Origin of the sequence: Acinetobacter sp. Marseille-Q1618 (assembly GCF_902809855.1) — a bacterium.
GTDB lineage: Bacteria > Pseudomonadota > Gammaproteobacteria > Pseudomonadales > Moraxellaceae > Acinetobacter.
In genome coordinates this window covers 843,685-855,986 of the sequence record NZ_CADDWJ010000002.1, presented here as the reverse complement: position 1 = coordinate 855,986, position 12,302 = coordinate 843,685, and the positions used below count along the sequence as shown (strand labels likewise).

Sequence of the window (12,302 nt, the reverse complement as noted above, 5' to 3'; positions counted from 1 at the left end):
CTCCTACCTACACACAACATCTGAAATGGTAATGATCTGTTCTTGATCTAACTCTGCGGCAAACTGGGCTGTACAGGACTGCCCATACCCCAAATCTACTTTTAAAATATTTTGTTTTTCCAATTCTTCAATATAAACAATACTGTCTAGACCCACATAGGTAGGTTGACGACCTTCTTGATAAACCACAGCGCCTGCAGGTAAGGGCTCACCATTTTCACGCTTTAAGTAAATACTACCTGCTTGTACTTTTTTAACTGGGAAATCAACCACGATTCCTGTACCTAACTTGGCAGCTGTACGATGCTCTACCACAGGCGTTGCATAGTTTGAAGAAAGATTGAGTGGGTCGATAGAATATTTAGCACTGTAATAAGGCGTGACATTTGGAACAAATAAATATCCCTTTTTATTGGTTTCACCAATCAAGTTATTTTCATAACGAATCGGGATATTGGCATGTCCATTGGTACTGATAAGAGAAAATGATTCTCCAAGTCGATTGGCTGCAAAAACAGTGTTCTTCATCCAAATCAAAGAACCTGCTAAACCATACCATTGATCATAATCATCATCTCCAGAAATACCCGCTTGAAGGTTAAAATAACGGTTACGATAATTGACTTGAGCCTGATTATAACCATCTGAGCCTTCGTTATAACGATGTGTTAGGTTGACACCAAAACCACCTTCTGTAGGCATCTGATAATTATAATTTACATAAGCAGAGTTACGCCCATCTTGCTGATATTGATAGCCTGTATTTAAATAACTTCGTGTTTGTCCCCAAGGTATGGTCAGTTGAACACCTGCATTCCAAGTATCTTGCTTTAAATCTCGATTGGCAGATAAAGACAAAGTTGCACCTTTTAACTCACTTGGCAACACAGGCGCCCACGATAAACTTAATAACTCTGAGTCATCAAAACCATCACGTTTAATGCCAAAATAACCAATACCAAACGCACCAGATTTTTTGGTGGAAAAGTGCATATTGGCAACAGTACTTTCTTGTGCATTAATCGAAATCAAACCATCTGTATAATAGTTGGCAACTGTTTTAAAGTTTTCACTTTGTTTGGAATGCAATGCATTAAAACCAAAATGAGGTTGTTGATATTGATAACCAACCGTCCACTGATGCCCACTGACATCACGTTCTAAATTTTGCTGATTGGCGTTGGCTTGACTATATGAATAAGAGGTATTCAAAATACCAAAATTGTAAAGTTTGAACACTTGTCCAAACCCCATATTCCATACATCGTTATTCCCTTCAGCATGTGCTTCTGCGGTCAACCAAGGAGTGATCCCATAACGCCCATCAAAACTTGCAATAAGATCACCATAATCAAAGTTTTTTATGCCGTAATTTTCACGCAATTTCCCTGCTGAAATAGAATAATCAAAAAGTTTAGGTTGAAGTAAATCACCTGAAACATAAAAAGGAACCGTGGTTGAAACTTGTCGTCCAACCGCATCCGTCGTCACGACAACCGCCTCACCACGACCATTAATAAAGGGGACACTGTTTAAAACATATGGTCCCGGCTGAATATGATCGGTTGAACTTTTTAAACCATTAATAAATAAATCCACTGTACTGGGTAAGGCTGATTCACCTGTAAACTGTGGTAAAGGATAAGTAATTAAATCTGGACGAATACTATAATTTCGCCTCAACTGAATTCCACCAAGACGTACAGATTGCGTCCAACTGTTTTTCCTTGCAGAATAAATATCACCTATTTCTAGGGTTGCAATATTATCTTCGCTGTCAAATTGCCAATGTGTATCGTAACGAATGTAATCATTTTCGGTCTTTTGATTGAGCGAATTTTTAAAGGATCTAAAGTTACCTGTATTTTTTAAAGAACCGTAGCGACTAAAAAAACGCTGCTCAGTAAAAATATGATATGACGTTGATTGATCATGTGGTTTCTGCACATAAATATCATAGTTATTTAACAGCCCCATTCCACTTTGTGCCGTTGTACGCTTATACCAATAGTCTTTACCTAATTGTTGCTCAGGTAACCAATTTGATGGGAACTCCAATAAAATTTGTTGCTGACTTGCGTTATAAGCGGTTTTGATTTCTGGTTGCTGATCAAGTTGCACCCATTCATCAGGCTGAGAATTAATCCCAAGATGAAGTAAATCTTCACTTTTCAGCGCTTGCTGCGTATGAAAATGCTCAGGATTAATATCCAAGTCATGCAATACCATCTTTTGTAAATAGTAATGATCATCAACCGCGATGATAGTGACAACTTTTTGAGTTGAATAGGAGTTAATCACCAAATCCAAGTATAACTTGATCGGTGGAATTTCTTGGATGGTTTGAACTGCATCTGGAATTTCTGAAAAAGTTTCAGCATGCAAATGAAAACTTGGTGCACAAAAAATAATGATGATACATTGGGCAAGCGTACTTCGCTTAAAACTCACATAATCTTTCATTTGGCAAACACCTATTGTTTTTCAATAGTCACCGTCTCTTTCTTTGAACCCACTACAGCTTCTAAGACATTATTTTTTAAAAGTTGATTTTTTAGATCAGCATTTAAATTAAAATAAATTTTGCTATTAGGCAGAACATAGCCATAGGCATTATTTGCTGCCTGTGCTTTAAAAGACTGACCTGCGCTTTTAAACTCAGTAATTCTTGCGACCATCGCCCCAGAATTACTCACTTCAAGAACTTCCTTAGCCTCATGCTGCGCCAAATTCCATTTTAAAATAGGTTTTGCCAATGGATTTCTTGCATTTTGCTTGTGAGTTTCTTGATTTGAACCACTCCCCATCCCTTGACCATAGGTAAATAATGGAATGGAGTAGCGCATTTTAAAATTCACACTACTGGCTTTATTTTGGTCATCCGTTGCGACAGGAAGCTCATCTACAATGACGCGATAAGCATTTTCTTTCAGTTCAGGCGTCGCCACTGCCTGCGTCAAACGAATCATTTGCTTCGTCCCTGCAGGAATTTTTACGATTGGGGGACTTGGGATAATTTCTTGTTGGGTTGAGAATTGTTCTTTGTGTTGATCTTGACTCCACTTAAATACTCTGACTTGAACCGTTGCAGGACTATCTCCGACATTTTCTAACCATACAGCGACTGCTTTTTGATTATTTTCAATTACAGGATAAATCGGCCAAATGAGAAAATTTGCTTGGCTGTATGCCACAGCAGGACTCAACATCGCAGCAACAGCGACAACGTGTGTCGATAATCGGTGAATAGAAGAGTTTTGTTTAAAAAAGTTTTTCATAAATCTCACCATGTAATCGTAATTAAAACGTCATCGGTATATTGACCAGGCATTTTGTTTACTGCGCCTTGACTCAAATCGACCACACCATAAATCTGGAAGTCGAGTAATAAATTTTGTGCTGTGCTTTGCTTGGTTAAAGTATTGGTAGTTGTGGTACCTATGGGTTGGCTTAAATTGGCATCTTGGTACAACATATAATCCAGATAGTGCTCTGCAGAAACATGCTTAAGTCGCCGATTTTGTGTATTGCTATTTATACTTTTGCCATTTCCAAAAGTGATATTGACAGGTGTGTTCGGCGTACACTCGATTTTCCATGTTTCCTGTGTATTACTTATATTTGCTGTAACTGCGCTTTCTTGAGAGGTTGAGGCATGTATCCCAAAATTCAGTCCTATGGGTGACTGTTGAAAAACACAACCTGCCTCAATTTCAGCACTGACTTCAATCGTGGCTGATGTTTCAGCAACACATGCGACTGAATAAACTAATAAAAAAATAGGCGTTGTTATTTTTAATAGCTGTTTAAACATAGACATCTACCCTACTATTAAAAATTAGTCGTTAAAAATTAACAGTAATCGTGATTTGATCGCTATATTCACCCTTCGAAAGCAACTGTAAATTTACAGCTTCTGCATAAATACGAAAGACATATTCAGCACCTCCTAAAAACTCGAGCGATGCTTCGGGTGTAAGGACTCTTCCAGCTTTATTATTTTCATAAATCTGATATGCAATATATTCTCCAGCCCCATTTGCCATTGCACGTTGATATTCAGCAGCAAACTGAGGAGGAACTTGAGTTGCATTTAATCCTGCATTAAAAGCGACTTTTACCAGACTCCCTTCAGGACATAAAATAGAGATCGCATTATTGGATTCATTACTTAAAATTGCTGATGCATGGGTGAAACCTGAACCTTGTTCACCAAAATCCAACTGCCCCAGTTGAGAAATATCCTCACCTTGCAAAGTGCTGTTTTGGTTAATCAGGCAGGCAGGTTCTAGAGTAATTTCACTGGTTAAGTTCACACTTCCAGAACCTGCATACACAAGATTGGTATGTAAAAAAACACATCCACTCAAGCAGAGGGTTTTGAGTACCGTGCTTTTAAACATGCCAAACTCCTCACCATTCTTTGATTAGAAAGAAACAGTTACAAGCAAAGTATCTTTATAATCCCCTTCTGAAACAGTAGTCGCATTTGCTGGTACTGCACCAAACATTGGGACTTTTACTGGTGTATTATTAGCGCCTACAGGGAATGGTACATTTTGATCAATGACGTAGAGTTGAGTACGTCCCGCATCTTGATAAACATTATAGTTAACGGTATCTGCCGCATTTGATAATGTGCGATTACTACGTTCACCACCATTTACGCTCACGTTAAATTGTCCAACACTCTCATCACATATAACGGTTAAGTCGCCACCATCACCTGCAGAGGCAAGTTCAGCCGTCAGTACGTTAGACCAAGTTGATGATGTTTGACCAAAATCTAGTACACCAAATTTGTTCATTGCGCCTTCAACTTCAGAGTTTTCTACAACACAACCTGCAGAAACTTTTAATTTTACATCTACTTGCCCTGTAATCGCTGCCATCGCAGGCGCTGCAAGTAATGAAGAAGCGATGAATAATCCAGAAGCCAAAATATGAGTTTTTTTCATAAAATCACCTGTAGTTAGGTAAAAAATGTGTTATCTGTATAGTATTATTTTGTGGTTGTGTGACGTATTTCAATATGATTAACATTAGATAACATTTTATTCATATAAAATATGTATAAAAAATAATCTACAATATTTTATATCTTTATGTTTTCAAGTAATTAAAATGTAAATAAATATTATTTATTAATAATATATAAATTTATGATATAAAAATAGTCTAAGTTTAACAAAAAAATTAGAATAATATTTTAAAAACCAATTGTTATATAAATTTTCACATAATTATGCTGTTAATTTAAAATTGATAGGATTCTAATAATCCCCAAGTCATTAACGCTAGTTCCTCTTTAAACTGACTAGGCTGGGACTTGGTTTGTCCAAGCAACCATGTTTTCGCATAATGTTCGGTTACACCCAAAATAAGAGAAGGAATCAACTCTCTAGGCACATGTTGCACATCTTGTATATTTTGAGGAATAGAAAACCAATTAATCAGTCGTTTTCTATACATACTTTTTCTTTTTTTAAACCTTTCAGCATGTTCACTATGCATAATATCCAATTCGCGTGTCAGCATAATTTCAGCGAAATGGGGATGATCCTCAATCCAATCAATATAGCTAAAAATAACGGCAATCACACTTTCCTTAGAGTTTTGAGATTGAATCAGTTGTTGCTCTCTCAGATGATTGAGATCATCAATCGCAGCAAAAAATAATGCAGCCAAAATGCCTTCTTTGTTTTTAAAATGATGATAAATCGAACCAATACTCATATTAGATTGTTGTTTGATCATTTCAATCGTGGTGCTATCTGCACCAAATTGAGTAAAACATTTCAGTGCATCATAAAGTATCGCTCTTTTGACCTCGTGTTTTTTACTGGGAAATATTCGCTCTAATAAAGCTTGTTCTTTCATTTATTCCTCATCTTTCATGCTCAGAGACTATTTTTACTTGAAATAAATGGCACTTTTCACGCACATTTGATTATAACAATATATTATTTTTCTTTTTAAACTTGAATTTTTTGTAGGTCAATTTAAAAGACATTTGTTCATTTTTATGAGACTATCTTTATTATCTAATAAAATAATTCTATGCAAAAATGAAAATTTAAAAAAATTATGATGTTATATAAATTTTTGTAAACGTATGAAATTCCGACTAGTTTTGTCTGATTTTAAAATATTAAAATTTAAACAAGATATTACATCAGTACAAAAACAAACATTGGCTGTTGTGTAAGTTACATCCTGTATTTTTCTTAGTAATTTATTTAAATAGTTGTGTGATTTTTACAAAAAATTAAATCAATGATACACGTATCTAAAACTGGTGTGATCTTGAGCTATGTTCCACCTCTAAAATTATAAAATATGCTATAAAAAAATACCGCTAGAAATGCTCTAACGGTATTCAACACAGATTTAAACTTTAAAATTATGGATGTGCTTGTACTTCTTTTATTAATTGGTCTACCACATTTGGATCAGCCAAAGTCGAAGTATCGCCTAAACTGTCTAGCTCATTGGCTGCAATTTTACGCAGAATACGACGCATGATCTTGCCTGAACGAGTTTTAGGCAGTGCAGGTGCCCAATAGATCGCATCAGGTGTTGCCACAGGTCCTAAAACTTTACGTACCCAATCCACCAGCTCTTTACGCAACTCATCAGTTTCGGTCGCATCAGCTTGTAAAGTTACATACGCAGCAATACCCTGACCTTTAATATCATGCGGTATACCAACCACAGCCGACTCCGCAACCAACGCATGCGCAACCAACGCACTTTCTATTTCTGCTGTACCCAAGCGATGCCCAGATACATTCAGTACATCATCTACTCGTCCTGTGATCCAGTAATAACCATCTTTGTCACGGCGTGCGCCATCACCTGTAAAGTAATTTCCCGGATAAGTAGAAAAATATGCTTCAATAAAACGCTCAGGATCCCCCCAAATGGTCCGCATTTGCCCCGGCCAAGAATCTTTAATAATTAAATTCCCTTCCGCTTCGCCGTCAAGCTCAACACCATCAGCATCCACCAAAGCAGGTTGGACACCAAAGAATGGACGTGTCGCAGAACCCGGTTTGAGTGCAGTTGCACCCGGTAAAGGTGAAATGAGAATACCCCCTGTTTCCGTTTGCCACCATGTATCCACAATCGGACAGCGGCTTTCTCCCACCACCGTATAGTACCAATTCCATGCTTCTGGATTGATCGGCTCTCCTACCGAACCCAGTAAACGTAAGCTACTCCGATCACTTTCACGAATATATGCATCCCCCTCACGCATCATTGCGCGAATGGCTGTTGGTGCAGTATATAAAATAGTGACATGATGTTTATCGACAATATGCCCTGTACGTGCCCATGTTGGATATTGTGGTACACCTTCAGAAATTAAAGTAGTTGTCCCATTAGAAAGCGGTCCATACAGCACATAGGAATGTCCTGTAATCCATCCCACATCAGCAGTACACCAAAACACATCATCTTGTTTGATATCGAAAATTTCACGGAAGGTACAATTTACATAAGTCAGATAACCACCCGTAGTGTGTAATACACCTTTGGGTTTACCTGTTGAGCCTGATGTATACAGAATAAATAACGGATCTTCAGCATTCATCGGTTCAGGTGGACAGTCATCGGTCACTGTCATGATTTCCATGTGATACCACAAATCACGCCCTTCTTTCATCTCGATTGGCTCACCTGTGCGATATACCGTCAACACCGTTTCAACCGATTCCGTTCCTTTTAAATTCAAAGCGGCATTCACATTTTCTTTGATCGGAATAGGCTTACCACCACGCAGTCCTGAGTCCGCAGTAATAATTAATTTTGCCTGACTGTCTTCAATTCGACTTGCCAATGAATCTGGTGAAAAACCACCAAATACCACGCAATGCACTGCCCCAATCCGTGTACATGCCAACATTGCAATGGTCGTTTCAGGTACCATTGGCATATACAACACGACACGATCACCTTTTTTAACTCCATGTTTTTTTAAGACATTGGCAAAACGACACACTTCATCGTGCAATTCTTCAAAAGAAATAATTTTATGTCGTGAAGGATGGTCGCCCTCCCAAATAATAGCGGGTTTCAGTGGGTGTTCTTTTAAATGACGATCCAAGCAGTTTGCACTGACATTGAGCTGTCCATCCGCAAACCATTCAATTTTAAAATTATCTTGATCATAACTGGTGTTTTTGACTTTGGTAAATGGTTTGATCCAATCCAGTTTTTTTGCAGCTTCTGCCCAAAACGTATCAGGATCATCAATAGACTGTTGATAACGTTCAAAATACTGCTGTTCATTGGTTCTTGCTGTTTTTACAAATTGTTCTGGTACAGGATAGATCTCTTTCATATTCTACTTCCTTCCTTGATATTGTCATCCCATCACGGGATGTATGCCTACGTTATTGGTTTTATTTGCTGCATGTTTTCAGTATTACGATAGTATATTTTGCATAGCAATTGTGCTTTGGTCGTAGATGGGGTGTCCACTTTAATCATCGGAAATTGCTGCGTCATTTGCAAAAACATCCGAATTTTCAATATCTCTGGTACTTTTTTGATCTTATAATTTAGCGCTATTCGTGTGTACCCGCGAATTGTTATGTTTTTTTACTCAACTGTGCTTTGAAGACGTTTTATTATGCCCTCTCAAAATTCTGCACCATTTTTTTCTCGACAGCAAAATGCGCCTGTAGATCGCCCCTTTTCTGTAAATGGTCGCTTTAATCGCTTAAGTTATATTGCATGGTATGGCTTATTGCATTTTATTTTTATGACAATGCTGTTGCTGCTCAGCTTAATTTTGGGAATTTTTAACGTTAATAGTTTGGCATTCAATGCAAATCATTTCAATGCCTTAACCAGTTTAGCTGGGCTAGGATATTGGGCTATATTGCTCCTATACATCTATTTCAATTTTGTGATCATCATTCGTCGATTACATGATCGAAATCATTCAGGTTGGTTGTGTTTGTTGTTATTTTTACCTGTGGTGAATTTCTTTTTTGCGCTGTATTTACTGTTTGTATCAGGTGATCCAAATGATAATCGCTATGGACATCCACGTCCTTCATCTGGGATTGAAAAACTGATTGCTTGGCTGCTGATTTTAGTCAGTCTCTTGAGTATTTTAGCGATAGGCAGTGCCATTTCTTATTTTATTGGCACGGGTGAACTTGAGAACCCGAGTGAAATCATTCAACAAGGCACAGCGTATTTTTAACGAAACACAACAGTTATTCGACTGATTGTCAAAACTCCCCTTGTTACAGTTTATTTTGTCAAAATTTAAGACAGAATAATTTAACCTTCTTATTGGATTTTATAGTGGCTGAAGAATCAACCAAGTTAAGTGAAGTCGCCCAAGACACTACGCAACTGCTACATGATGCAGGTGAAAAAACTGCTGCAACGGTCATTAAACATACCGCAAAATATAATGATGCCTATACCACCATCGACAAGATTATGGATGGTTTTTGGGAGCGTGTGCCTTATTTCTGCATTGCGTTTGTGGTACTGATTATTTTCTGGTTACTTTCAAAAGTATTTAAATTTTTTGTGCGCAAAACTTTAGAAAATCGCTCTTATACTCGACAAAATTTAGTATTGGTACTGAATCGGGTCGGTAGTACCTTTATCATTTTCTTTGGTTTTCTGATCGCCATGGTGATTGCCATTCCTGGTTTTACCCCCGGTCAATTAATGAGTGCTTTGGGAATTGGTTCAGTTGCGATTGGTTTTGCCTTCAAAGACATTTTCCAAAACATGTTGTCAGGTATTTTGATCTTACTAGGTGAACCTTTTAAAATTGGCGATACCATCGTGGTCAATAACATGGAAGGGACGGTTGAAGATATTCAGATTCGTGCGACTTTTTTACAATCTCCCGATGGTCGCCGTATCGTGATTCCAAATGCAACGGTTTATACCAGTGCTGTTATTGTGAATACCGCCTATGCACGTCGTCGCTGTGAATTTGTGGTCGGCATCGGCTATGAAGATAATGTTCAAGAAGCCAAAGACATTATCCTGAAAATTTTGGATCATGACCAAACCATTCTTAGCCAGCCTGTATTTAGTGTCAATGTCACGGCTTTGGCAGATTTTTCAGTAAATCTAAAAGTACAATGGTGGGTGAATACCACTGAAACCACGACCTCTGCATCCGTAAGCAAAGTACAAGAGGAAGTGGTTCGCTCTTTTGCAGAGCATAATATTTCAATTCCTTATCCTGTTCAGGAAGTCAAAGTCTATCGTGGTGAAACGGATCAAGATGATGATTCAGGTCGTGCCAAACAAACGCCCTAACACATAAGCAATCACAGTTTCAGTACGGAGAATACGGCTGCCTAAGCTCACAGCTTGGCAGCCATTTTTAATCAGTAAATCAATCTCATATGGAATAAAACCACCCTCAGGTCCAATGATGATCGTGCATGCATGATCAATTGCACTAGGCATTTTTTCTGTGACATAAGGATGCGCCACAAAAGCAGGTTTTTCCTGAGTTATTAAAGTTGGTAGAATATCTTCGACAAAAGGTTTAAAGCGTTTATGCAGTTCAATTTGCGGTGCTGTGGTATCGCCTGCTTGCTCTAGACCTAAAGTTACATAATGCTCAAGTTGTTGTAAAAATGGCGTTTGCCAATAACTTTTGTCCACCCGATAACTATGTAGGAGAATGATTTTTTCTACACCTAAGGTCACAGCATCCATGATCAAACGGCGCAAAACTTTGGGTCTAGGCATTGCCACAATCAAAGTTACAGGTAATTTAGCAGGAACACTTTGCTGTTCAATCGGTTTAATTTTAATAGTGTTTTCTGAAATATTTACAATCTCAGTTAAATAACGTTTCCCTTCACAAATACCAACTTTTAAAGTATCTCCAACCTGAACCCCAACATGTGTATGTAAATGCTCAAGTTGTCTTTTTGAGGTGATCGTCCATGTTTCAGACTGCGTTTGTCGTGGGTCTAATAAGACGATATTCATAAATAGGTATCGATCACTGCAATATGCTTGTGCAAAGAACCTTTATTTTGATTCAACACACGATCTGCATGCTGAGTGAGTTGTTGTGCAAACGCTGGCTCATCGACACAACGCAAAAGTACAGCTACTACATCTTCAACAGACGCTGCAACTTTGACCGCATCTGCCTGTAAAAACTCATCAACAATGACTTGAAAATTAAAATAATTTTCGCCTATCACAGTCGGCACATGTAGCGCCATCGGCTCTAAAATATTATGCCCTCCACCCGGCTCATTCAAAGAACCACCGACAAAACAGGCTTGACTTAAAGCATACCATTGCCATAACTCACCCATACTGTCTGCCAAATACACTTGCGTATTGGTTTGAATCTTCTCATGTAAACTACGACGTTGTGTGACTAAATCCAAACTTTGTGCAACTGCAAAAACTTCATCAAAACGTTCAGGATGACGAGGCACGACCACACACACTAATTCAGGTCGTTGTTGTAAATATGGCTTTAAAGCTGTAAGTATTTTTTGTTCTTCAGGTGCATGGGTACTGGCGAGGGTGATCATTTTACGTGAATTTAAATTCCACTCTTGCTGTAACTGCTGTGCTTTTTCAATAAAAATATCAGGTGCTGAAATATCAAATTTAATACTGCCGACGACATTGGCAACATTCTCAGATAAACCTAAGGCAATAAAACGCTGTACCGTTGCTGCATCTTGTGCCAATACACGATCTAACTTTTGCAGCATTGGACGGATCAAACTCGGGACTTTGCCATAGCCTTTGGCTGATTTCTCAGAAAGTCGAGCGTTGACGAGTAAACATGGCACAGCAAATTGTTTGGCTTGATCAATCAAATTTGGCCAAAGTTCTGTTTCTACTAAAATTAATAATTTCGGTTGATATTTTTGATAAAAATCAACGATTAGATATTTTTGATCTGCAGGTAAATAGACAGCCTGAAATAATGATTCAAAAGGTGGTTTTAAAAATAAGGATTTAGCACGTGCCTGACCTGTTTTGGTGGTATTGGTGACCAAAACAGCATGTCCTTGTTTTAAATAATGCTCAATCAAGGGTTGTGCTGCGTTGGTTTCGCCCACTGATACGCAATGAAACCAGATTGCTTGGGTATTTTTTACTGTTTGAAAAGGACCAAAACGCTCAAGATATTCCTGTTGGTATGCTGCCAAATCTGTTGCACGTTTTTTGATGCGCCATTGATACAAAGGTTTGACGATCGCAAGCGCTGTGTTATACCAAAAAGGAGTAGCCAAGCAAAATTTCTCACATAAAGATCAAGGGGC

General features: G+C 38.1%; 11 protein-coding genes. 2 read left to right on the top strand and 9 right to left on the bottom strand.

Features of this window, described 5'->3' with window-relative positions:
• Positions 1 to 3: 3 nt before the first annotated feature.
• The 7 genes from HUS24_RS11205 to acs form a co-directional block, all read right to left on the bottom strand.
• Complete coding sequence (locus tag HUS24_RS11205; protein ID WP_173912091.1) at positions 4 to 2,463, bottom strand: fimbria/pilus outer membrane usher protein; 2,460 nt, start codon at positions 2,461 to 2,463, stop codon at positions 4 to 6.
• An 11-nt stretch (positions 2,464 to 2,474) separates the two neighbouring features.
• Positions 2,475 to 3,278 carry a molecular chaperone gene (locus HUS24_RS11200; RefSeq protein WP_173912090.1) on the bottom strand — a complete coding sequence of 268 codons (804 nt, stop codon included), beginning with the start codon at positions 3,276 to 3,278 and terminating at the stop codon, positions 2,475 to 2,477.
• Positions 3,279 to 3,283: 5 nt separating this feature from the next.
• The gene (locus HUS24_RS11195) at positions 3,284 to 3,814 is read right to left on the bottom strand and encodes a spore coat U domain-containing protein (RefSeq protein WP_173912089.1); all 531 of its coding nucleotides are present in this window, start codon (positions 3,812 to 3,814) and stop codon (positions 3,284 to 3,286) included.
• A gap of 31 nt (positions 3,815 to 3,845) precedes the next feature.
• Positions 3,846 to 4,403 (bottom strand): spore coat protein U domain-containing protein, encoded by a 558-nt coding sequence (locus HUS24_RS11190; RefSeq protein WP_173912088.1) that lies wholly within the window; start codon positions 4,401 to 4,403, stop codon positions 3,846 to 3,848.
• Positions 4,404 to 4,427: 24 nt separating this feature from the next.
• Positions 4,428 to 4,958 carry a spore coat U domain-containing protein gene (locus HUS24_RS11185; protein WP_173912087.1) on the bottom strand — a complete coding sequence of 177 codons (531 nt, stop codon included), beginning with the start codon at positions 4,956 to 4,958 and terminating at the stop codon, positions 4,428 to 4,430.
• A 298-nt stretch (positions 4,959 to 5,256) separates the two neighbouring features.
• Positions 5,257 to 5,880 (bottom strand): TetR/AcrR family transcriptional regulator, encoded by a 624-nt coding sequence (locus HUS24_RS11180; RefSeq protein ID WP_173912086.1) that lies wholly within the window; start codon positions 5,878 to 5,880, stop codon positions 5,257 to 5,259.
• Positions 5,881 to 6,403: 523 nt separating this feature from the next.
• Entirely contained in the window at positions 6,404 to 8,347 is a 1,944-nt protein-coding gene (acs, locus tag HUS24_RS11175) for an acetate--CoA ligase (protein ID WP_173912085.1), read from the bottom strand.
• A 291-nt stretch (positions 8,348 to 8,638) separates the two neighbouring features.
• Between acs and HUS24_RS11170 the strand changes: the two genes are divergently transcribed.
• Together HUS24_RS11170 and HUS24_RS11165 are read left to right on the top strand one after the other, a co-directional pair.
• Positions 8,639 to 9,220 (top strand): DUF805 domain-containing protein, encoded by a 582-nt coding sequence (locus HUS24_RS11170; RefSeq protein WP_173912084.1) that lies wholly within the window; start codon positions 8,639 to 8,641, stop codon positions 9,218 to 9,220.
• 104 nt (positions 9,221 to 9,324) lie between these two features.
• Positions 9,325 to 10,308: a mechanosensitive ion channel family protein gene (locus HUS24_RS11165; RefSeq protein WP_173912083.1), complete on the top strand. Its 984-nt coding sequence runs from the start codon at positions 9,325 to 9,327 to the stop codon at positions 10,306 to 10,308.
• Here the strand turns inward: HUS24_RS11165 and HUS24_RS11160 are convergent.
• Complete coding sequence (locus HUS24_RS11160; RefSeq protein WP_173912082.1) at positions 10,282 to 10,995, bottom strand: 16S rRNA (uracil(1498)-N(3))-methyltransferase; 714 nt, start codon at positions 10,993 to 10,995, stop codon at positions 10,282 to 10,284. The two genes, HUS24_RS11165 and HUS24_RS11160, sit on opposite strands and share 27 nt — an antisense overlap.
• On the bottom strand, positions 10,992 to 12,272 hold the full coding sequence (locus HUS24_RS11155) for a 3-deoxy-D-manno-octulosonic acid transferase (protein ID WP_173912081.1): 1,281 nt from the start codon (positions 12,270 to 12,272) through the stop codon (positions 10,992 to 10,994). The genes HUS24_RS11160 and HUS24_RS11155 overlap by 4 nt, the downstream gene beginning before the upstream one ends.
• Positions 12,273 to 12,302 lie beyond the last annotated feature (30 nt).